Raw genomic sequence first — 21,120 nt, 5'->3', positions numbered from 1 at the left:
ATATCGATCCCATGCGAAACAGTTCTCAAAAATACGATCGAAGCGCCCGACCTACCGTCGTTCCTGCTTTTACCAAGTTCGTGCGCCGTTGATCGTATCCATCGTCGATGAACCCGGGTCAACATGTATCGACGCATCGCGTGGTACATCACACGCGCTTCAAGAAGCCCACCAAGGTCACCATGGGAACTGCATCAGGGCGACCTTCGGGGCAATGAAACACCAGCCGATCTCACAAACGTCACATCGGAGCTCGTCAGGTGGACGGGATCGGACTGCAAACCGCTGCGCTACTCAAAATCGGGGGCGTCGTCTCTCGCCAAACTTGACTTGACAAGCCAGCATGGTCAGATTTAAATCGATCTAAGTTACATGCCAGCCCGGCTAAAGTGAGGCAGATGATGGGGTCCGTTTGGGTGCATCTGCAGAACGAGCTGATCGATTTCTTCGGTGTAGGAGAGCTGCTGAAATTGCTTGGTGCAGGGGACTACCGGGCCCTGCTGAGCGGGAAAGGGCTGCTCGCGCTGCTGTCCACGGCGATACCGGTGCTATTTGTCTACGAGCTGCTTTATGCAGCGGTGACGCGCAGATTCAAATTACTGGATTACAAATTGCCGCTGCTGGTGATGGTGGTTAACCGAGTCATCGGGAAGTTCATCAGTGTCGGCATGGTGGTCCTATGCATAGGCTTGTTCCAGCCCTACGCGCTATTTCAGGCCAGCCTTAGCTGGTATGGCCTGCTATACGGCTATGTAGTTTGGGAATTTTCCCATTTCGTTTATCACTATTTCGCGCACAAGGTGCGCTTGCTGTGGTGCCTGCACTCCACGCACCATGCGCCCGTGGCGATGAATTTGTCGGTCAACTATGCGCATATTTTTCTGGAAGCGCCCTACGCCGATTTTGTACGCACCAGCATCTGCATGCTGGCGGGTGTCAGCCCACCGCTACTACTGATGATCATGATCATCGACGGTTTTTGGGGATCCTTTATCCATATCGGCGAGCATGTGCTTAAAGATGGGCGCTTCGGATTCCTGAACACCATCATGCTCACACCGGCGCATCATCGCGTCCATCATGCGCGAAACGTGCAATACATGGATACCAACTTCTGCAATCTGCTCAATATCTGGGATCGGGCCTTCGGCACTTACCAACCAATACGCGACGATATTGCGATTGAATACGGCATCACGCGGCCGATGAAACCCGACAGCTTGCTCGATGCTTATCTGGGCGAGCTCTATGTGTTGTGCAAGGACGTGGCGCACGCACCCGGATGGAAGAACAAGCTGTTGTACCTGTTGATGCCTCCGGGCTGGAGCCACGACGGTCAGCACAAGACCGCCAAAGCTTCCAAACAAGCGCTACTGGCAGACCAGATGACGACGGCTGCGCCGGCAGCCCGCAAATCCTCGACGCCAGGCGCCGTGGCGTGATCACACCCCATGCCGCCCCACGCCACCCATGATCATTGATTGGGCTATGGCCAACGCCTCTTCGGGCTTCGATCTGATTACGGAGAACACCGCATGCGCCTTCCACGCTGGAATCACGCCCCACGCGCCTGCGCCTCACGCCGAGCATGGCTGACTTGCTGCACCTGTTTGCTGGCCATTGGTGCCACCACGTTTGGCGTCGATCGTGCGGCAGGGGCGCACGATGGGCAGCAGGTGGACTATGCGTTACACCAGCCCACCACAGGCTCGGTGATCTGCAAGCCCGGCGAGGAAGCCGAGAAAGCCGTCAACGGCCTGTGGGCTAGCAAGACCCAGGACAAGTTCTGCAGCAAACAGCGCCCCGCCTGGCTGCAAATCGACCTTAGCAGTGAGCGCGAAGTGCATGGCTTCAGAATCCGTCATGCCGGAGCAGGCGGTGAACCGGTAACGATGAATACACGGGCGTTCCATATCAGCACTTCCGATGATGGCAACACCTGGACCACGGTGGTTTCCGTGCAGAACAACCACGACAGCGTCAGCACCCACCCCATCAAACCCATCCGTGCGCAGTACGTGCGTCTGGTGGTAACTCAGCCGACGCAAGCCGAGGACGATCCCGCAACGCGCATCTATGAAGTGGAAGTATGGTGACTCCCCAGCGCACCTTCACGGCAAGGTGATGATGGCCATGAGTCCACCGCCATCGCGATGGCTTAGCCGAAGCTGTCCGCCAATCGAGGCGACAAGCTGTGCAGCAATCGCCAGACCGAGACCTGCACCACCGGTGTCGCGGTTGCGCGATGACTCCAGTCGATAAAACGGTTGCAGCACCAATTCAAGCTCGTCTTCGGGGATGCCGGGGCCTCGGTCGGCCACGGTGATATTCAACGCGTCGTGCGCGGTGCGTTGCACGTCGATATCGGCTGAGCCAGCGTACTTGAGCGCGTTGTCGATCAAGTTCGACAGCACCCGCCGCAATGCCTGCGGGCGCACCATCGCTGTTCCGGTGACACGGCCGGACAATGTGACGGCACGGCCCATGTCCTGATAGTCGAACACTATGCTTTCCAGGAACGCGCCGAGATCGAGCCGTGCAGGTGTCTCGGCACCGCCATGCACACTGCGGGCATACGCCACGCCCTCGCGGACCAGATGTTCGAGCTCATGCAGATCATCGACGATCTTCTGTTGCTCGGGCGACGCATCCAGCGCCTCCACGCGCAAGCGCATCCGGGTGATCGGCGTCTGCAAATCGTGCGAGATGGCGGCGAGGATGTGCAGACGCTCCTTGAGGTGATGAGCGATACGGTCCTGCATGGCATTGAACGCTCTGGCGGCGTGGGCCACTTCCGTCGGCCCATCCTGTGACATGCGCGGACCCTCCGCCGCCGGAATCATGGCATCGGCTGCTTCGGCCAGCGCCGTCAATGGTCGTGTGGCTAAACGCACCGCCAACCAAGTGCACAGCAACAGCAGAATGACCTGGAGAATGAAGACGAAGGGCAGCCACGTAGCCAGTGGCTTCATATGCGGCGTGATCTCCAGCGTAAGCGGAGACCCGTCGTGCAGGATGAAGTGCACCTGGTAGCGTTCCGGCGCCATGGAAATGGTATGGCCGTACACCTGGAAATCGGCGCCGACTTCCTTGGCGATCATGCTGATGACGTAGCGCGAGCGCTCGGTGCTCAAGCTGCGGCCCGGCTCACCGGGACCGAGGATGTAATGATAGTTATCGCGCTCTAGTCGGTTAAGCCAGGTCGACCGCTCCGCTGCCGGCAGCCGGTCCAGCACGGCCACCGACGTACCGACATCGTGCTCCAGGGTGTTGAACATCACCGCCGTCGCGCTTTGGTAGCGTTCCACATAGAGCAAGGCGAACGAAAGCCCCTGCGCCAACATCAGGCCAGCGAAGATGATCAGGTACAGACGCGAGGCTATGCTGCGCGGCAGCCAGCGTCGCGCCAGGTACGACGGCGCGGCACTCATGGTTGCTGTCCGTTGATGATGACCGGCATGGAGAACACGTAACCCTCGCTGCGCACGGTCTTGATATAGGTCTGGCCGCGCGCATCGTCGAGCAAGCGTTGGCGCAGACGGCTTACCAGCAAGTCGATGGAACGGTCGAACAGCTCCGCGTCCCGGCCCTGGGTGAGGTTGAGCAACTGGTCGCGCGACAGCACGCGCTGCGGGTGATCGAGGAACACGCGTAGCAGGCGGAACTCCGCACCGCTCAGCGATACGACCGTGCCATCCTCGTCAAGCAAGTGACGTGCGGTCGTGTCCAGGCGCCAGCGTCCAAAGGAAATCGTATCGCTGCTTTCAGTGACGCGCAGGTTGGGCGGCAACATCCGCGTGCGGCGGATCACCGCCTTGATGCGCGCCAGCAGTTCGCGCGGCGAAAACGGTTTGGTGACGTAATCGTCGGCGCCCATCTCCAGGCCGATGATGCGATCGGTTTCGTCGTCGCGAGCGGTAAGCAGCACCACTGGCACATGGCGATGCTTGCCACTGCGCAGCATGCGACAAAGCACCAGCCCATCATCGCCCGGCATCATGATATCGAGCACGACCAGATCAAAGGCCGAGGTATCCAACTGCGCGAACATCTCGCGCCCGTCCCCAGCCGCGCTGGCGCGCAGCCCGTTCTTGCGCAGGTAGTCCACGATACCCGTGCGGATGCCGTGATCGTCGTCGACGACCAGAATATGGTCGGTGTGTTCCATGGCTATGTCCCGTAGTCCGTCGTATTCGTGCCCGCGTGAATCACGCCTTGCCCAGCAGCTGGCGAACACGCTCTTCCGTACGATCGTAGCCTCCCTCGCCGATATGGCGATAGACCACCCGACCCTCGCGGTCGATCAGATAGATGGCCGGCCAGAAGCGATTGCCGTAGGCATTCCAGATCCGGTAGTCGTTATCCACCGCCACCGGCCAGCCGATGCCCAGGCGCTGCATCGCCGCCTGCACGCTCGCCGGATCGCGCTCCTCGTCGTACTCAGGCGTATGCACGCCAATCACCACCAGGCCGCCACCGGCGTAGCGCTCGTACAAGGCCTTGGTATGCGGCAACACGTGCAGACAGTTGATGCATTCGCGTGTCCAGAACTCCACCAGCACCACCTTGCCGCGCAGCGCCCCCATGGAAAGCGGCGGCGAGTTGAACCAGCGCGTGGCGCCGGATAGATCTGGCGCGGACACGCCGGTACTCGGCGTTTCCGCGCTGGCCTCGTTCCAGCTGCCCGGCCAGACAGCGAAAAGGGCGGCACTGAAAGCGGCGGCGGCAGCCGCTATGCGTAAAGAGATCATCGGATTCGTCCTTCAAGAACATGGGCTATGCGGCATGTATGGCATCGGCATTCGCGCCGGGCATGTGGCTATTGAAGCAAGCCTGTTTGTACCGGGCGTGTCCTCAAAGCCGCTTTTTGTATCGCTTTGTATCTGCCCCGCCGGTACGCCCGGGGCGTGGCCTGCGCGCGTTTTGTATCGGAACGTATCGATCTGCCGCGGCGACACATTTCGATGCGCTTCGGCGCCGCGCAGGACACATCGCGGATACGTGGAAAGGGTCTCCTAGTCACACCGGCTGATCGACAGCCTCTCGACCCATCACCCATCGACCCATCACCCAAGGAGCACCCGCCCATGTCCGAGCACAACACCATTCTCTATACCGGCAAGACTCTCACCACCGGCGGTCGCGACGGCCACTCGCGCAGCAGTGACGGTCACCTCGACATCAAGCTGTCACCGCCGGGTTCCGCCGGTGTCGGTACAAATCCTGAGCAGTTGTTCGGCGCCGGCTGGTCGGCTTGCTTTATGGGGGCGATGCGCCTTGCCGCCCGCGCTCGAAAGACTGACCTCCCCGTCGATGCCGCCGTATCCGCCGAGGTGGATCTCGGCCAAGGCAAGGATGGCTACTTCTTGCAGGCACGCCTCGCCGTCTCCCTGCCCGGCCTCGACCACGAGCTGGCGCAAGCGCTGATCGATGCCGCCCACCAGACCTGCCCGTACTCCAAGGCAACGCGCGGAAATATCGACGTTGCGATTGCACTCGTCTGATTCGCCCCGCCCACCACTTACCCAACGTCAAAGGAATCCTGCATGAAACGCACACATGCCACCCTCGCCGCCACCTTGGCGCTCAGCCTCGCCACGCTTGCCGGGGCCGCTCATGCCGATGAGGCGAGAAAGCCGATGGAGAAGTGTTACGGCGTCGCGCAGGCCGGCAAAAACGATTGCGCCGCGGGCACGGGCACGACTTGCGCCGGCACGTCCAAGGTCGACTATCAGGGCAATGCCTGGGTGCTGGTCGACAAAGGGACCTGCACCACGATCAAGACTCCCAAAGGCCACGGCTCGCTTGAGGCCAAGTCATGATCGCCGCGTCACGCACTGCGCTGTCGATGCCGGTGGATGCGGCATATCCCTTGCCGGCGTCGCGCTGGACGACGCTGGTTCCGGATGCGCTACTGCTGTTGATCGTGCGCGTCGGCATCGCCGCTGTGTTCTTTCAGTCCGGGCGGACCAAGGTCGAGGGGTTCCTGTCGATCAAGCCATCGACCTACGACTTGTTTGCTGCGGAATACGCCTTGCCGCTGATTCCATCCGAGTGGGCAGCGCGGTTGGCTACCGGCGCAGAACATGTGTTTCCGATGCTGCTGGTGCTCGGCCTGTTCACGCGGATCTCCGCGCTGGCCTTGCTCAGCATGACCACGGTCATCGAGATCTTCGTTTATCCGGATGCATGGCCGACGCACCTCAGCTGGGCCGCCCTGCTGCTTCCGCTGGCGGCGCGCGGTGGAGGTCACTGGTCGCTCGACCACGCCTGGCGCCAATGGCGGCTAGCCCGCTGAAGCCATTTCTATCTCCCTGATTACCCCCTGACTACCGCAAGGACATGACCCATGCGTACTTTGTTGAGCCTCGCCATCGTCTTGATGGCATCAGCCGGACCGGCCCTCGCGGCCGCTGCGACACCCACACCCAGCGGCGTGAAAAACATCGTGATCGTACCCGGCGCCTTCGTCGACGGCTCCGGCTGGCGCGTCGTCCACGACATCCTGATCCACAAGGGCTACAGCGTAACCGTGGCGCAGCCGCGCATCGACACGCTGGCAAACGACATCGAGCAAACCCGCGACCTGATCCGCCGACAGGACGGACCGGTCGTGCTGGTCGGCCACAGCTACGGCGGCGCCGTGATCACCCAGGCCGGCAACCGCGACAAGGTCAAGGCACTGGTCTACGTCGCCGCGGTAGAGCCGGATGTCGGCGAAAGCCTGTCGCAACTGGTCGGCTCGATGCCCGCACCAAGCAACGACATCGTGCCGACTCGCGACGGCCATTTGTACTTCGACACCACCAAATTCGGCACCGATTTTGCCGGCGACCTGAGCAAGAACCGCACCGACTTCATGGCCGTCTCGCAGGTAGCGGCAAGCACCGCGGCCTTCAACGCCACGATGGCGGTCGCCGCCTGGCACAGCAAGCCCAGTTGGGCCGTGGTGACCACCGACGACCACGCACTCAGCCCCGATCTGCAGCGCTGGATGTACCAGCGTGCCGGCTCCAGGGTCACTGAAATCAAAGCCAGTCACGTCGTCTACATCTCGCAACCCGAAGCGGTGGCGAAGGTGATCGAAGACGCCGCCACCAGCGTGCACTAAGCACGCCAACCACCACTCCGCCCACCATCATCCAAGGAACATCGTCATGACCTCGCTCGCCATCAAATCGCGTACCGGTTTCGCCTCGGCCGCCGCCCTTATCGCCCTGACCATCGCCTCCATCGCCTCGCCGGCGCGCGCCGCCGACCAACCAGCCGGCAAGGAAGAGCCAGGCCGCTGCTATGGCGTCAACAGCTGCAAGGGCACCAGCCTCTGCGCCACCTCCAAGCACGACTGCAAAGGCCTGAATGACTGCAAGGGCCAGGGCGTGATCGTAAAAACCAAAAGCGCCTGTCTCGCCGCAGGCGGCACGCTGACCGAACCCAAGTAACGACATCGCAGGGCCCGCGCTGCGCGGGCCCTGCACTTTTCTCTTACGCCCGGAGCCACGCCATGCTCGCCCCTCCTCCTACATTTGCCGGTTACGGCCTCGGCTTGCGCAAGGAGCACTACCGCGATTTTCTCGACACTGAGGTGCCGGTCGACTTCGTAGAAGTGATCTCGGAAAACTTTATGATCGATGGCGGCCAGCCGCTGCACATCCTGCGCCAGGTGCGAGAGCGTCACCCCGTAGCGCTGCACGGCGTATCGATGTCGCTAGGCTCAGCGGATGGCCTGAACCCGGATTATCTGCGCCGCCTGCGTGCACTGGTGAACCACATCGAACCGCTGTTCGTGTCCGACCATCTGAGCTGGTCGCGCATCGGCCGCTTCAACTCGCACGACTTATTGCCGCTGCCCTATACCGAAGAAGCACTCGATCTCGTCTGCCACCATATCGACATCGCGCAGCACGCGCTTGGCCGCTCGATGCTGTTTGAGAATCCGTCGAGCTATGTCGCATTCGTAGAGAGCGCCATGCCCGAACACGTGTTTCTGGCGGAGATGACCCGCCGCACCGGCTGTGGCTTGTTACTGGACGTCAACAATGTCTACGTCAGCTCACGCAATCATGGCTTGGATGCGCGTGATTTTCTTCGCGGCATCCCTGCCGACCGCGTGCGCCAAATTCATCTGGCGGGGCACACCGAAACAAACGAGCTGCTGATCGACACGCACGACCAACCGGTATGCGAGGACGTGTGGGCGCTATACGCCGAGGCGATCGCGCTGCTGGGTCCGGTAGCCACCATGATCGAACGCGACGATGCCATCCCTCCCCTCGCCGACTTGCTCGACGAACTCGCCATGGCACGCGGCATCGGCCAACGTCAGCGCGATATGCCGGAGGCCGCGTGAAACTCGCCGAACTCCAGCAGAGCTTGCGCAACTGGCTGACCTGCAGCTCGGACGAAGCGTCGCGTGACCTCGACCCACCATCGATAGCCGGACTGACGGTCTACCAAAACAATTACCGCGCGCAACTGGTCGGCTGCCTGCAAACCAGTTATCCGCTCCTGAGTACCTGGATGGGCGCGGAGCTTTTCCGCGAAGCCGCGATCACCCACATCGATAACCATCCGCCTCATGCATGGACGCTTGATGTCTACGGTGCCGATTTCGAGGAAACCTTGCGCTCGATGTTCCCTGACAACCCGGACATCCATGAGCTGGCCTGGATCGAATGGTCTCTGTCGGAATCCTTCGTCGCCGCCGATGCCGAACCGATAGCGAGTAGCCACCTGTCAGATGTCGATTGGGACCATGCCCGCATTTATTTCACGCATGCTCGACCAGACTGGCGGACTGATCACCTGGAGGCGCGAATTCACATGCCAGCTTAAACACATCGACGCCATCGAGTACGCCGCGCTGCTCTCGCTGCACGATGGCCAAGGCTTTGCCGCCCTGTGCGATGCCCTGGTCGAACATCTCGGCGAGGAGGCCGGCGTGAATCGTGCTGGCGCACTGCTCGCCGAGTGGATAGGCGCCGGCATCATCACCGGCATCGCATCCCGCCATGAAGCCTGAGCGACGCGCACCCAACCGGGGGCCCGACCTCTGCACGGCATGGATTGAACCGGTTTTGTATCTCTATGTACTCGGCCGGCCGCCTGCTACACGCGCTTTCAATTCCGCAGAGAACCAACACGGCGGGGATACATCGAGCGGGCCTTCTATAGCGACACCTCATCAGTCAGGAGCAAGTCTATGCCGGACCACATCGATCAACAGCGGCGAAAATTTCTTGGCGCAACGGCCCTGGGTCTTGCGGCCGCTCCCTTCGGGCTGGCTGCCATGACCAGTGCATTACCGAACAGCACCATGCCCGCTTCCGTCAAAACCGCGGCCAGCGGCTCGCGCTCCGCTTTTGCACCGCTCAAGCAGATCGAGGCGGGCATGCTTCATATCGCCTATGCCGAGGACGGCCCGGCGAATGGCACGCCGGTTCTGCTTTTGCATGGCTGGCCCTACGACATCCACAGCTATGTCGAGGTATCGCCCATTCTCGCCGCCGCGGGATACCGGGTCATCGTTCCCTACTTGCGCGGCTATGGCGAAACCCGCTTTGTATCAGCAGGGGCCATGCGGAACGGCCAGCAGGCTGCGCTAGCCAGTGATGCCATCGCACTGCTGGACGCGCTGAAGATCGAGAAAGCAGTAGTCGCCGGCTACGACTGGGGTGCCCGCACCGCCAATATCATGGCCGCGCTATGGCCTGAGCGATGCCGATCGATGGTTTCGGTAAGTGGCTATCTGATCGGCAGCCAGGCGTTGAATCAGGCGCCGCTTCCGCCGCAGGCGGAGCTGCAATGGTGGTATCAGTATTATTTCGCCACCGAACGCGGCGAAGCAGGCTATGCGAAATACACGCACGACTTCGCCAAGCTGATCTGGCAACTCGCGTCGCCGCAATGGGCGTTCGACAACCGCACTTTTGAACGCTCTGCCGCGGCACTGAACAACCCCGATCAGGTGGCCGTGGCGATTCACAACTATCGCTGGCGGCTGGGCCTTGCAGCGGGCGAGCCCCGATACGATGCGCTGGAGAGAAAACTCGCCACCTTGCCGACCATCGGCATACCAACCATCACCATGGAAGGCGATGCGAATGGCGCACCGCATCCGGACCCCAGCGTCTATGCGAAGAAATTTTCCGGCAAATACGAGCACCGCCTGGTCACCGGCGGCATCGGTCACAACCTGCCGCAGGAAGCCCCTCAGGCTTTTGCTCAGGCGGTGATCGATGTCGACACCTTCTGATCACCTGCCTCGACCAAAGTAGGCGAAAGTGCATGAGCCATGGATCTGGATCAGAAATTTCGGTTCTGCTCAGTGCGGGCACCGTGCGAAGCGCAAAACAGCGTTGGTCGCAGTCGATCGGGAACGTCGGGAAGATGCTGTTCGCAGGGAGCGTGAACGCCAGCGTCGACTTGAAAAACCGAGCCACTGCTAGCCACGTGCGAGATGCCTGTGATACATGGGATGAGAATTGATCTGATGCGATCGTGGTAAGCCAACCGCCAGTGCCGCAGCGGCGGCAAACTTTCTCGCCGGAGCAATGGCCTTTCTTGCAGATCTGTATCAACCTCGACAAAAACGTGCCACAAGAGTGCCGAAGCGATGATGTATTTAATTACTCCTTATGTGTCGGTCAATGACTTTGTCTTTGGCAGAACACGTACGCAGATAGGTAAAACGTCGGGAAAGCCATTTACCGTTAAAACTGACCATATTCAGGAAACGGTGACTGAGGAAAGGGATGGGTGCGAGCTTGTCTATGAAGGAAAGAAGCTGTCCTTTGTCACATTGAGCAAGCACGTGACTCCGGTTGTGAACGGAATAGAGATCTACGCCGATGGGGCTATCGACGCATTGAAGGCCATGGATGCAGATCACTTGATCGGATCTCAATACATTGTTTTCAGATCCCTGGGGCTGTGCATCGGCGGTTTCTCCAGGAAGAAAATCCCGGAAGGCCGCATCATCAATGCGTTTTCCGCGGAGAAAAAAGAATTCTTTGAATACTTTGTCGAAGACTGAGCGCCCCCTTGCAAGACACTGCCGGCGCACGACACAAACGCCCCTCCCCACCGTGGAAAATACGTCTTATGCAAAACCGAGCCAGGGCCTCTCGCACTGCCGTACTTTCCCTTGCCATCGGCGTCATGAGCATGACTGCCGTACTGACCGTGGTTCCGGTTTCATCGGCAAAGGCCCAGGAGGCGTACCTTCCGACGCAAAAGGATTTCATCGGCAAATGGAAGCTCAGTAGTGCGACCAGCCGACCGCCGCATGACATGAGGCATGCGCCCACCCCCTCGCAAGAAGCGGACGCCACGATGTTTCAGGAGACGGTGACGACATCTTATTCTGCGCTCGACTATCTGGAGATTACGGCGGACGGTCGTTACATTTTTCACCGGCCCGGTGCCTTGGCTTCAGCTCCCTGCGCCTGGTGCGGCGCCTGGTCCTTTAGCAGGGGTTCGTTGTGGCTTAAGCAGAATGCAGCGCCGAGGCTCGATATCCACGCCAAGAGTGGCGAGATGCAGATGACCTTCACCGCGGAAACCGATGAGAAATCGAAATACTCCTGGCTGGTTTTCGGCTGGACGAAGATAGAGTAAGCCGCGCGATAGGCATCCTCAGTTCATGTCACGCAGGCAAGTCAACTCGGCAGACTCATCATGCGGGCAGGTTGACTTCGAGTGGTCTCAATGCAATATGTGCGGGCATGGCGCGTCATAAGCATCGATGACGTCGGCAAGGATGGCCGTGTTTTCCCCCAAAGTCGCTGACTTGCAGAACGATCCAGCAGCTGAGCCCATAAGGAATCCTCCGTTGAATACGATGAACTCTGCCGATGCTGTTCCGCTCTCCCTTACGGGTTCCGACAGTCATAAGCTGGTGATTGCCCCAGGCATGGGGAGCCTCGTTGTCGGCCCCTCCGGGGGCATGCGACGGCCAGACCTCATCGTGGAGCCTGATCAAGCGATTGATTGGCACGTCTTCGATAAAATGCGCACTGGCGCCGGCAGTAATTGGCCGCGCTACATTTCCTATGAAGGCAATGACACTTCCTTGTTCACCTGGATGCGCGAGCGTGAGACCGAGGAGGTCACGTTCGCTCCCAGCGGGGACTTGGAGGTTGACGCCAGCGACGCGAATCTGGGCGGTTTGACCCTCAAGCCGGGAAGCCATCGGATCAAAATGACGCTGCCGCGAACACTTCGGCGTCTTTCCATCATGGGCAATCCCAAGCGGGTGCATTTGGACGTGCCTGTTGACGGCAAATGGCCCGATATTTACCTTGCCGATGACGACAGCGGCACGCTAACCAGCGTCGATGGCCTGCCGTACCTTGCTTCAGTCCAGTCTCTTGGCATCCGCAATACGGTTCTCGGCGCCCCTTTCGATTGCCGCAGCCTGCTGGCCTTGCGCAACCTCACCCATATACGCCTTTACGGGGCCATGGCGCATCTCGATGCCTTGGCGGAACTGCCGTTGAACGGGCTGGAACTGCGCTTCGTTTCCGACCTCGATGGCCTGCCCGATCTTGGGACCTGGCCGGGGCTGAGTTACTTCATCGCCTGGAATGTTGAGGAGAGCGTCGGCAAGGCCTTGCGCAAGGCGGTCAAACAGTTGCCGGATAGCGAAGACACTTTCTTCAATGTTAGCCAGCTCCGCAGCAAACAATGGTTCATCGAAGAGCACGGCCTGCCGTTCGCCAGCTGGACCAGCAAAAATGAAAAGATAGCCAGCAAAGCCTACAAAGCTGCCAGCAAGATTTTGAAAAAAGCGACGACGAAAGCGGAAGCCAGAAACACGATGGTCGCCTTCGTTGAAACGATCAACGGCCTTGCCGGCATCGAAACCAGTGAACGCGACGACGCTGGGGATGCGGTCGCTTTGCTCGCCGAAGTCAACCCAACGTTGATGACGCCCGAGGAGGCCTTGATCTGGTTTGATGAGATAAGGGATTTTTAGTATGCGCCGGCTAGGTCGGGTTCCAACCCGCCCGCATCAGGGTCAGACAGGCAGCTGCCAGGGGGAAAGATAATGGAGTTTGCGAAATATATTGAAAAGTTACAGCTGCTTTATTCCAGTCATGATGCGCACCTCAACCTTGCCAAGGGCAATACGGAAACAGCGCTGGCCAAGGCAGAAGTTCGGCTTGGCTTTTCACTGGATCCTGGCTTGCGTGCAGCGTGGCGCATCGCCGACGGCAGTGAACATGAGGTGCGTGTTTTTCTGCGGCCGGGCTTTCTGACGGGATATGACTTCCTGTCTTTGCCCTCAGCCGAAAAGGCCCGCGCCCGCATGGAACGCGTGTCGCCGCAATATGTGGACTATATCGAAGCTCCGCCCCGCGACCGACGCATCCGTGACGGCTGGTATCAGCGCGGATGGCTTCCATTTGCCGCCTTTGGCGGCAACTCGCTGACCTTGATACAAGACTACGCCCCCGCTGACAGAGGGAAAGTGGGGCAGATCATTGCCTTCACCCACGATCCGGACGAAATCAGCTATGTGGCGCCGGACTTCTCGACGTTCCTCCGGCTTTCACTGAAGGCGATCAAGGATGACCCCGAAGAGTTCCTCGAAATTTTCTAAACGTAGAGCGTGGCCATGAATGCACGACCACCACCCACATCCGCCGAGCGTCTGGCTGCTCGCCAGGCGAGTTCGGCGTCGATCACCAAACAACTCAGCGTCCTCATCATGGGGATGATCTGCGCAGCAGCCATTGCCGGGATCTTGAGGTGGGCTACGGAACAGACCAATCCCATCTGGGTGCTTCCGGTCATGGCGTCGGGATTTGTTTGCTTCATCGGATTTCTGGCCACGCTGAGCTGGACCATGCGCTCGGCCATCGGCAGTACGCCACGGCCGGTCGTGACCGGCGGGCTCTATCTCACTGCATTACTGTTCGTGGGCGGTGTCGTGGCCTACGGCAGCGGAGTCCCTCGCGCGGCCTATCTCACGCCACTTACGATAGCGGTCGTACTGGCAGCACTGACCACGATCGCCGCGCTACGGCGTCGGGCCAGGATCACGAAGATCGCCACGCTGCGACGCGGCACTCACGCCAAGGGCACCGTGACCGACGACGGACTCGCCGAGTTCGCCGCCACTCCCAACCTCAAGATCACCACGATCACGGTGTCGTTCCGAGACGCCAGCAACGTCGAGCGCTGGATCACACCCCGGGCCACTCAGGCGCCCAGTCGGCCGATTGCAGTGGGCGACAGCGTGGACGTGTGGTTCGACGCCGCCGCGCCGGGCGACATCAATCGCATCGTGGTCGAGCACGACAACGGCGCCTCCCGCATCGCTCTGAGCAGACCATTAAAACCAAGATAGCCACATCAAAGTAACTTCTTGGCACGTCCATTTCGGGTCGGGATCAGCCCTACCCCGATAACGCTCGCTAACCGACTGCCTTCATCCGAGGAAGCGCTCGACGATCTCCACCAGCATCGACTCGACGGGGAGCGTGTAGGGGGTGGTGTTCGGCACGATGGCGAGCTGGTTTGTGGGCCGCAAGAAGCCATCGATCCCGGCATCACGCTGACCGCCTCCCAGCGCCTTCCAGAACTCAGCCATGTGTTCGGGCCGGATGGCGGATAGCGACCTGCAGCGCCACGCTGGAGCCCGGCGAGTAACCCATGACGTCGGCCTCACCTAGCGCCGAACGGGTCGGCGCGGTGGTGATCGCGGGCTTTATCGTCATCCCTGGCATACGCGGGCGGCGCTGTGGCCACTAGCTGTCTGCGAGCAACTCATCCAGCTGTGCGAACTGTTCGGGCAGGCCTTCTGCCGAACCGGCGAGGGCTTCGTTGAGGGCTGCTTCTGTGGGATAGCGTTCGTGAAAGGTGACCAGCGTCTTGCCGGCATGTTCTTCGAACGTCACCGTGGTCACGGCACCCTGATCACTTTCTTCGTTGGTCCATACGAGGCGCTTTTGCGGCGTGACTTCTTTGTACGTGCCGAAGAACGCCATCGGTTGATCGAAGGCCGGATGGCTGAACACGAGGCGATACGTGCCTCCGGTACGAATATCCATATCGCACGAGATCAGCGACATGCCTGCCGACTTCGGAACCCACCAACGCTTAAACAGTTCGGGGTTGCTCCACGCTTCGAAAACGATATGCACCGGGGCATTGAACATTCGCGTCACGACGAGTTCGCGATCGGACTTGCGCTCCACGGCAGTACGGTGGGTGGCGGCGGAACTACCTTCTTTTGCTTGGGGCATCTGCCTTCTCCTTGCGTTTCAAGTGTTCGACAAGCTCGTCTAGCGCGTCGAAGCGTGCACTCCAGAGCTGGCTGTGGCGCTCGATCCAGGCGGCCTCTTCTTCCAGCCGGTGTGATCCGAGCTTGCAGGTTCGTACGCGCCCGACCTTCTCCGTGGTCACCAGCCCCGCCTGCTCCAGGACGCTGACGTGCTTCTTCATGCCCGTCAGGGTCATCTGAAACCTTTGGGCAAGGTCGGTGATGGAGGCGTCTGAATCCCCGAGCTGCTCCAGCACCCCGCGTCGGGTGACATCGGAGAGCGCGGCGAATGTTGCGTCGAGGCGAGCTTGATAGTGAACCATGTGGTTCACTGTAAAACGAGCACGGATCGTTTGCAAGCGGATGCCCCCACCGATGCAAATCGCACCTAGCTCTTCTGCCGCTGCGGACCCAAACTGCGCATGCCTAGCCCCGGCAACGTTCCGATGGGCGGCTTGGTGGCAGCCAGATCAAGACCTCGGATGACACCTCAGGATCGGGCCTACCCTGCCCTGGATAACGCTGGCTTATCGCCTTTTCATCGTCCAACCCGATCTCGAACACCTGCCAATGCTTGTCATCAAATCGACCGGGTTTGATAGGTTATGCTTGCGGCTATTTCACCCACAGGGAGTAGAAGGTGACCATCAACGCCAACATGGAAACGTACCGCGGCAAGCCTGTTGTTGACTTCGCAATGGGTGACGTCGTCAAGGGCGGCGATGTCATCTATCGACTGACGCAGGACTATGACAGCGAAGAAAGCCAGCGCGATCTGTTCGACAGCCTGCTCGCTCAGATAGCCCCCTCCTCGATCGAGGCGCTGATTATCGGTCCCTGGAGCGAGGCGCACGACCAAAGCCCGGAGGGCTTCCTGCAAGCATTGATAGAGCGTCGTGCCGAGCTGAGCGGTTTAAGGGCATTGTTCGTCGGCGACATGACGTTCGAGGACTGCGAAATTTCCTGGATCATCCAGACCAGCTACAACGATTTACTGGCTGCTTATCCACGACTGGAGTCGCTGCGTATCCGCGGCAGCAGCCAACTGTCGCTACAGCCGTTCGAGCATGCCCGCTTGCAGGAGCTGGCGATCGAATGTGGCGGCCTGCCCTCGACGATCGTCGATTCCATTGCCGCCTCCAAGCTGCCTGCCTTGCGCAACCTCGAACTGTGGCTGGGTGACGACAACTACGGCTTCGATGGCGACCTGGCCACCTATCAGGGACTGATCGAGGCCATCCAGCCCGAACGCCTCGAGTACCTGGGCTTGCGTGACGCAAGCATCAGCGACGAACTGGCTGTCTGGCTGGCCACCCAGACATGGCTTGGCTCACTGCGTGTGCTCGATCTCTCATTAGGCACGATAGGCGACGTCGGTGCGCAAGCCTTGTGCGAAGGTGTTGATCTCAGTCGGTTGGAGCGTGTCGATCTCAGCCATCACTACATCTCGTCGGAGTGGCAGCAGCGGTTGAAGGATCGCGGCTATCAGGTCGTGCTGGATGACCCGAGCGAAGAGGACGAGGGGGAGCGCTACGTCGCTGTCGCCGAATAGACCTCATGCCGCTCAGCTCGTGGCTATTGGTGGGGCCTCGTGGCAGCCGCCGAGTCGCCCTACTGCAGGCGGCGCTGCGTGCTTGTGGTCGGCCCGCGGCCATGCAGCTAGATTATGAAACGCTATGGGACGATCCGTCGCGCCTGGCGGAAGCGTTGGCGTCCTGCCCTGGCGTGATGGTCAAACTGGAGTCGCCTGGCGAATCACCAGCCCTGCACGCACGGCTGATTCTGCGTGGCTGGCAGAGCACGACTAGCCACGGCCTGCCACCGAGCGGCTTGGCACATGGCGAGTTAGCCCACCAACATCACTGGTATGCCGGCTTGGCTGAGCTATTCGCTACGTTGCCGGACAACGCGCCCTATCTCAATGCGCCCAACGATTTGCTACGCATGACCGACAAGCTCGCTTGTCAGCAACACTTGGCTAATGCTGGTCTGCCGATCCCGGCATTGCTCGGCCCTATCGCCGGTTATGAGGATATGCGCGAGCGCATGCGCCAACATGACTGCTCCCAAGTCTTCATCAAGGCACGCTATGGTTCGTCCGGTGCCGGCGTACTGGCTTATCGTCGCCGCCGCGACGACCGGGAAATCGCCATCGGTCCGATCGAATGGCAAACCTCGGCCCACGGCATTCATTTGTTCAATGCCCTGCGCCAACAGCGCTACATCAAGAGCACCGAGATTGCCCCGATAGTCGATGCACTGGCCAAGCAAGGCGCTTATCTCGAGCACTGGATCCCCAAGCCGGCAGTCCCGGGCACACGCGATAACCACTATGACCTGCGCGTCGTCGCACTGGACGGACAACCGCGCCAGCGTATCGCGCGCATCAGTCGAGGACCGCTTACCAATCTGCATCTGGGCAACCGCCGCTTGCCGGCCGAGACCCTGCTCGATCCCGCGGCGCTGGCAACCCTGGAAAGCGTCACCGCCCGTGCCGCAACGGCGTTTACAGCTAGTCGCATGATCGGCTTCGACCTGATCCTGCGTAGCAGTCGCGCCTGGTTGCTGGAGGCCAATGGCTTTGGCGACTTGCTGCTCAATGTGCACTGGGCCGGCCGCACCACCTACGAGGATCAGGCCATGCTGGTGGCATCGCGACATGCCGCATGTACAACGGAGGCTGCGTGTGGCTGACCCCAACCTGCCCGATATGAACGCCATTGTGGGTAAACAGGATATCGTCTTGCTCACGCTCGATACGCTGCGGTTCGATGCTGCGCAGCAGTGCTTTGATCACGGCGAGTTACCCGTATTGAGCGCCTATCTTCCAGCATCCGGCTGGGAGCGCCGACACACGCCGGGCAGCTTCACCTATGCCGCGCACGCAGCCTTCTTCGCCGGTTTTCTGCCCACACCCGCCAGGCCAGGACCGCATCCGCGCCTGTTCGCGCTGGACTTCGAAGGCAGCGAAACCACCCGATCAACCACTTACGTCTGCCGTGACAGCAGCAGCATCGTGGAAGGACTGCGTCATGTCGGCTATCGCACGATATGCATCGGTGGCACCGGGTTCTTCAACAAGAAAAACCCGCTAGGCTCACAGCTGCCTGGTTTGTTCGAAGAAAGCCATTGGGAACCCTCGTTTGGGGTCACCGCCACCGACTCCACGGAGCGCCAGGTCGCGCTCGCCTGCGCGCGGCTGCGCGCCACCGAGCTACGCAACACGCACTGTTTCCTCTTCATCAACATCTCGGCCATGCATCAGCCAAACCGGCATTACCTGATGGATGGATCCGAGGACAGCTACCACAGCCATTGCGCGGCCTTGCGCTACGTCGATGGGGCGCTGGCACCCATGTTCGGCGCTTTGCGCGAACGCGGCGGCGCCTTCGTCATTGTCTGCTCTGACCACGGCACGGCCTATGGTGAGGATGGCTACTACGGCCACCGCCTGGCCCACGATACCGTGATGACTGTCCCCTACGCGCATTTCACGATAGCCCCATGATGCCTACCCGCCTCGCCGACCTGTTACGCCTGCCTCCCTATCAGGCTTACTCATACTCGTACCCGCATAAGACCAGCTATCGCCCACTTGCCCCGGCCCTGCCGATTGAGGCGTTATGGTTGGGCGAAAAACGCGATGCACTATTCCTGTACCTGCATATTCCGTTCTGCTCCTATCGCTGCGGTTTCTGCAACCTCTTTGCGCTGGCCCGGCCCGAACCGGCCAAAGTCGATAGCTACCTGACTCAGATGGAACGCCAATTGCGCGCTACCACGAAGGCCTTGGGTGAGCATCGTTTTGTCCGCTTTGCCCTGGGTGGCGGCACACCCAGCTACCTCGATCCGTCGCAGTTACACCGTGTGTTCGAGATGGTGGCGCGCCATGCAACCATCGATCTTCCCGCCATCCCGGCTGGGATTGAGGTTTCGCCGGAAACCGTCGACGACGACAAACTGCGACTATGTCGTGACGCCGGTATCGATCGGATCAGCATGGGCGTCCAGAGTTTCAGCCCTGCCGAGGTCAAGACACTGGTGCGGCCACAGCAGAATGCCGTGGTTGAGCAGGCGATCGCCACCGTTCGCCGACATGCCTTTCCAACGCTTAACCTGGATCTCATCTATGGCATTTCTGGACAGACGGTGGAGAGCTTTCTGGCCTCGATCGAAAGCGTCCTAACCTATGTGCCGGAAGAGCTGTATCTCTATCCCCTGTACGTCCGTCCACTGACAGGCCTGGGCCGGATCGAGGCAAAACGAGGGGGCAAACCAAGCTTCACCTTGCAGGCCGAGCCGATGGATAACCGCCTGGCCATGTACGAGGCGGGTCGAAATCGCTTGCTGGCTGCCGGCTATACCCAGGTGTCGATGCGCATGTTTCGCGCATGCGCCAGACAGCGGCGGCCCTGCGTATTGCTGCCAGAGTGACGGCATGGTCGGCATCGGCTGTGGCGCCCGTTCGTACACCGAACAGCTGCATTATTCGAGCGAGTATGGAGTGAAGCGTCATTCGGTGGCAGAGATTCTCGAGCACTACTTGACTCGCGAGGAGGATGCTTTTGCGTACGCTGACTATGGCGTCGCGCTTAATGAAGAGGAGCGGCGGCGACGCTATGTCATCCAATCGCTGCTGACCTTTCCAGGACTGGAACTCTCGGCGTATCGCCAGCGTTTCGGGGGCGACTGCTTCGAACAGCTGCCGCAGCTGCGCGAGCTTCTCGAGCTGGAACTCGCCACGGCAGCGGACGGCTGGCTGAGGTTAAATGACACCGGCCTGGCCCGGGCCGACACCATCGGTCCTTGGCTCACGTCACTCGACATCATGTCGCGTATGCGCGATTACCAACTGGCATGAGCCTCGTCGCGCACCTGTCCTTGCTGTATCGGGGGCGACTAAGCAGTTGCAATTACGACTGCAGCTATTGCCCCTTCGCCAAGACGCGCGATAGCCGGGAGAGCCTGCGCCATGATGCGAACGAGTTGTCCCGCTTCGTGGCCTGGGTAGAACAACAAACCATGGCGCTATCCATCCTGTTCACGCCATGGGGCGAAGGCTTGGTGCGGCGCCACTACCGCGAAGCCATGGTCCGCCTGAGCCATATGCCTCAACTGCGCCGCGTGGCCATACAAACCAATCTGTGCATCGGCATGCGCTGGCTGGACCATGCCAACCTCGATACGCTGGCTCTGTGGTGCACCTATCACCCCAGTCAAGTTTCTCGTGAAGCCTTTCTGGGTCGCTGCCGCGAGCTGAGTCACCGCGGTGTGCGCTATAGCGTCGGCATGGTCGCCATGCACGAACACCTCGACGAAATCGACGCGCTGCGTCACGCGCTGCCACCCGATGTACCGCTCTGGCTCAATGCCTACGACGAGCGGCCACCTGGCTACTACAGTGCCGAACAAGTGGCTCGCCTCCAACGCGTCGACGCACACTTCCTGTACAACATGAATCCGCTGCCCAGCCTGGGCGCGCCTTGCCTGACTGGAGAGGAGGTGCTCTCCGTCGATGGCGCCGGCAACGTCCAGCGCTGCCACTTTGTGACCGAGCCACTGGGCAATCTGTACGACGGCAGCTTCGTCGCGCATTTGCGGCCGCGCGTCTGCCCGAATCGCCGCTGCGAATGCTATATCGGATACGCGCATCGCCGAGATCTGCCATTTCAGGTCGATTACGTCGGTGGCGTACTGGAACGCGTTCCGGCCCCCTGACTCACAGACTCTTGAGCTGGGTCGATACGACTTGCTCGAAAGCCACCGGTACCCCCGCGCACTGCATGCAGTGCCGGGAGCCTCTAGCCGCCGGCCTGACCTACTTGGCGAATGTCTGCATCTGCTACCGG

The 21,120-nt window shown here is 60.5% G+C and carries 27 protein-coding genes and 1 pseudogene; 21 read left to right on the top strand and 7 right to left on the bottom strand.

The features are described from left to right. Positions 1-398 precede the first annotated feature (398 nt). Both OUZ52_RS08865 and OUZ52_RS08860 read left to right on the top strand, forming a co-directional pair. Positions 399-1,442 carry a sterol desaturase family protein gene (locus OUZ52_RS08865; RefSeq protein ID WP_266158026.1) on the top strand — a complete coding sequence of 348 codons (1,044 nt, stop codon included), beginning with the start codon at positions 399-401 and terminating at the stop codon, positions 1,440-1,442. A 93-nt stretch (positions 1,443-1,535) separates the two neighbouring features. Beyond that, positions 1,536-2,096 (top strand): discoidin domain-containing protein, encoded by a 561-nt coding sequence (locus tag OUZ52_RS08860; RefSeq protein ID WP_266158025.1) that lies wholly within the window; start codon positions 1,536-1,538, stop codon positions 2,094-2,096. Between the two features lie 15 nt (positions 2,097-2,111). Here OUZ52_RS08860 and OUZ52_RS08855 read toward each other — a convergent pair whose 3' ends face one another. The 3 genes from OUZ52_RS08855 to OUZ52_RS08845 are packed head-to-tail and all read right to left on the bottom strand — an operon-like array spanning position 2,112 to position 4,751. Then, positions 2,112-3,431, bottom strand: coding sequence for a sensor histidine kinase (locus tag OUZ52_RS08855; RefSeq protein ID WP_266158024.1), 1,320 nt, complete (start codon positions 3,429-3,431; stop codon positions 2,112-2,114). Continuing rightward, a complete protein-coding gene (locus OUZ52_RS08850; RefSeq protein WP_266158023.1) occupies positions 3,428-4,168 on the bottom strand; it encodes a response regulator in 741 nt (246 codons plus the stop codon). Before OUZ52_RS08850 ends, OUZ52_RS08855 begins: the two co-directional genes overlap by 4 nt. 40 nt (positions 4,169-4,208) lie before the next feature. Further along, positions 4,209-4,751 carry a redoxin family protein gene (locus OUZ52_RS08845; RefSeq protein ID WP_266158022.1) on the bottom strand — a complete coding sequence of 181 codons (543 nt, stop codon included), beginning with the start codon at positions 4,749-4,751 and terminating at the stop codon, positions 4,209-4,211. A 336-nt stretch (positions 4,752-5,087) separates the two neighbouring features. On the opposite strand from OUZ52_RS08845, the gene OUZ52_RS08840 reads away from it, so the two are divergent. The 14 genes from OUZ52_RS08840 (at position 5,088) to OUZ52_RS08775 (ending at position 14,356) form a co-directional block, all read left to right on the top strand. Continuing rightward, positions 5,088-5,504 (top strand): organic hydroperoxide resistance protein, encoded by a 417-nt coding sequence (locus tag OUZ52_RS08840; protein WP_266158021.1) that lies wholly within the window; start codon positions 5,088-5,090, stop codon positions 5,502-5,504. A gap of 42 nt (positions 5,505-5,546) precedes the next feature. After that, complete coding sequence (locus tag OUZ52_RS08835; protein WP_266158020.1) at positions 5,547-5,822, top strand: BufA1 family periplasmic bufferin-type metallophore; 276 nt, start codon at positions 5,547-5,549, stop codon at positions 5,820-5,822. Next, positions 5,819-6,298, top strand: a complete 480-nt coding sequence (locus OUZ52_RS08830) for a DoxX family protein (protein ID WP_266158019.1) — start codon at positions 5,819-5,821, stop codon at positions 6,296-6,298. Before OUZ52_RS08835 ends, OUZ52_RS08830 begins: the two co-directional genes overlap by 4 nt. Positions 6,299-6,349: 51 nt before the next feature. Continuing rightward, positions 6,350-7,111, top strand: a complete 762-nt coding sequence (locus OUZ52_RS08825; protein ID WP_266158018.1) for an alpha/beta hydrolase — start codon at positions 6,350-6,352, stop codon at positions 7,109-7,111. Between the two features lie 46 nt (positions 7,112-7,157). Further along, the gene (gene bufA2, locus OUZ52_RS08820; RefSeq protein ID WP_266158017.1) at positions 7,158-7,442 is read left to right on the top strand and encodes a BufA2 family periplasmic bufferin-type metallophore; all 285 of its coding nucleotides are present in this window, start codon (positions 7,158-7,160) and stop codon (positions 7,440-7,442) included. A gap of 62 nt (positions 7,443-7,504) precedes the next feature. Beyond that, positions 7,505-8,350 (top strand): MNIO family bufferin maturase, encoded by an 846-nt coding sequence (bufB, locus tag OUZ52_RS08815; protein WP_266158016.1) that lies wholly within the window; start codon positions 7,505-7,507, stop codon positions 8,348-8,350. After that, complete coding sequence (locus tag OUZ52_RS08810; protein ID WP_266158015.1) at positions 8,347-8,835, top strand: HvfC/BufC N-terminal domain-containing protein; 489 nt, start codon at positions 8,347-8,349, stop codon at positions 8,833-8,835. The genes bufB and OUZ52_RS08810 overlap by 4 nt, the downstream gene beginning before the upstream one ends. After that, on the top strand, positions 8,777-9,022 hold the full coding sequence (locus OUZ52_RS08805) for a hypothetical protein (protein WP_266158014.1): 246 nt from the start codon (positions 8,777-8,779) through the stop codon (positions 9,020-9,022). Before OUZ52_RS08810 ends, OUZ52_RS08805 begins: the two co-directional genes overlap by 59 nt. A 180-nt stretch (positions 9,023-9,202) precedes the next feature. After that, positions 9,203-10,255 carry an alpha/beta fold hydrolase gene (locus OUZ52_RS08800; protein ID WP_266158013.1) on the top strand — a complete coding sequence of 351 codons (1,053 nt, stop codon included), beginning with the start codon at positions 9,203-9,205 and terminating at the stop codon, positions 10,253-10,255. Positions 10,256-10,615: 360 nt separating this feature from the next. Further along, positions 10,616-11,035, top strand: a complete 420-nt coding sequence (locus tag OUZ52_RS08795; protein ID WP_266158012.1) for a hypothetical protein — start codon at positions 10,616-10,618, stop codon at positions 11,033-11,035. Between the two features lie 131 nt (positions 11,036-11,166). Further along, entirely contained in the window at positions 11,167-11,619 is a 453-nt protein-coding gene (locus OUZ52_RS08790; protein ID WP_266158011.1) for a hypothetical protein, read from the top strand. A gap of 214 nt (positions 11,620-11,833) precedes the next feature. Continuing rightward, positions 11,834-12,979 carry a hypothetical protein gene (locus tag OUZ52_RS08785; RefSeq protein WP_266158010.1) on the top strand — a complete coding sequence of 382 codons (1,146 nt, stop codon included), beginning with the start codon at positions 11,834-11,836 and terminating at the stop codon, positions 12,977-12,979. Positions 12,980-13,051: 72 nt separating this feature from the next. Beyond that, positions 13,052-13,606, top strand: a complete 555-nt coding sequence (locus tag OUZ52_RS08780; protein ID WP_266158009.1) for an SMI1/KNR4 family protein — start codon at positions 13,052-13,054, stop codon at positions 13,604-13,606. Positions 13,607-13,621: 15 nt separating this feature from the next. Next, a complete protein-coding gene (locus OUZ52_RS08775) occupies positions 13,622-14,356 on the top strand; it encodes a hypothetical protein (protein WP_266158008.1) in 735 nt (244 codons plus the stop codon). Positions 14,357-14,437: 81 nt separating this feature from the next. Here the strand turns inward: OUZ52_RS08775 and OUZ52_RS08770 are convergent, their stop codons facing one another. From OUZ52_RS08770 to OUZ52_RS08755, 4 genes are read right to left on the bottom strand one after another with little or no spacing between them, the layout of a single operon-like run. Continuing rightward, positions 14,438-14,599 (bottom strand): hypothetical protein, encoded by a 162-nt coding sequence (locus tag OUZ52_RS08770; RefSeq protein ID WP_266158007.1) that lies wholly within the window; start codon positions 14,597-14,599, stop codon positions 14,438-14,440. Then, positions 14,592-14,726 (bottom strand): hypothetical protein, encoded by a 135-nt coding sequence (locus tag OUZ52_RS08765; RefSeq protein ID WP_266158006.1) that lies wholly within the window; start codon positions 14,724-14,726, stop codon positions 14,592-14,594. The genes OUZ52_RS08770 and OUZ52_RS08765 overlap by 8 nt, the downstream gene beginning before the upstream one ends. Before the next feature lie 30 nt (positions 14,727-14,756). After that, a complete protein-coding gene (locus tag OUZ52_RS08760) occupies positions 14,757-15,254 on the bottom strand; it encodes an SRPBCC family protein (RefSeq protein ID WP_266158005.1) in 498 nt (165 codons plus the stop codon). Then, positions 15,232-15,594: an ArsR/SmtB family transcription factor gene (locus tag OUZ52_RS08755; RefSeq protein ID WP_266158004.1), complete on the bottom strand. Its 363-nt coding sequence runs from the start codon at positions 15,592-15,594 to the stop codon at positions 15,232-15,234. The genes OUZ52_RS08760 and OUZ52_RS08755 overlap by 23 nt, the downstream gene beginning before the upstream one ends. Positions 15,595-15,929: 335 nt before the next feature. Here OUZ52_RS08755 and OUZ52_RS08750 point away from each other — a divergent pair, with 335 nt between their 5' ends. From OUZ52_RS08750 to OUZ52_RS08730, 5 genes and pseudogenes are all read left to right on the top strand, one after another. Next, positions 15,930-16,823 carry an STM4015 family protein gene (locus OUZ52_RS08750; protein ID WP_266158028.1) on the top strand — a complete coding sequence of 298 codons (894 nt, stop codon included), beginning with the start codon at positions 15,930-15,932 and terminating at the stop codon, positions 16,821-16,823. Positions 16,824-16,849: 26 nt separating this feature from the next. Beyond that, on the top strand, positions 16,850-17,965 hold the full coding sequence (locus OUZ52_RS08745) for an STM4014 family protein (RefSeq protein WP_323135329.1): 1,116 nt from the start codon (positions 16,850-16,852) through the stop codon (positions 17,963-17,965). Next, positions 17,958-18,779, top strand: a complete 822-nt coding sequence (locus OUZ52_RS08740) for an STM4013/SEN3800 family hydrolase (RefSeq protein ID WP_266158002.1) — start codon at positions 17,958-17,960, stop codon at positions 18,777-18,779. The genes OUZ52_RS08745 and OUZ52_RS08740 overlap by 8 nt, the downstream gene beginning before the upstream one ends. Further along, a pseudogene (locus tag OUZ52_RS08735) lies at positions 18,776-20,132 on the top strand (STM4012 family radical SAM protein). The gene OUZ52_RS08740 and the pseudogene OUZ52_RS08735 overlap by 4 nt, the downstream one beginning before the upstream one ends. Next, positions 20,129-20,989: an STM4011 family radical SAM protein gene (locus tag OUZ52_RS08730; RefSeq protein ID WP_266158001.1), complete on the top strand. Its 861-nt coding sequence runs from the start codon at positions 20,129-20,131 to the stop codon at positions 20,987-20,989. The pseudogene OUZ52_RS08735 and the gene OUZ52_RS08730 overlap by 4 nt, the downstream one beginning before the upstream one ends. The last annotated feature ends 131 nt before the right edge of the window (positions 20,990-21,120 follow it).

Origin of the sequence: Dyella silvatica (assembly GCF_026283955.1) — a bacterium.
Classification (GTDB): Bacteria; Pseudomonadota; Gammaproteobacteria; order Xanthomonadales; family Rhodanobacteraceae; genus Dyella_C; species Dyella_C silvatica.
This window is presented reverse-complemented; position numbering and strand designations above follow the sequence as displayed.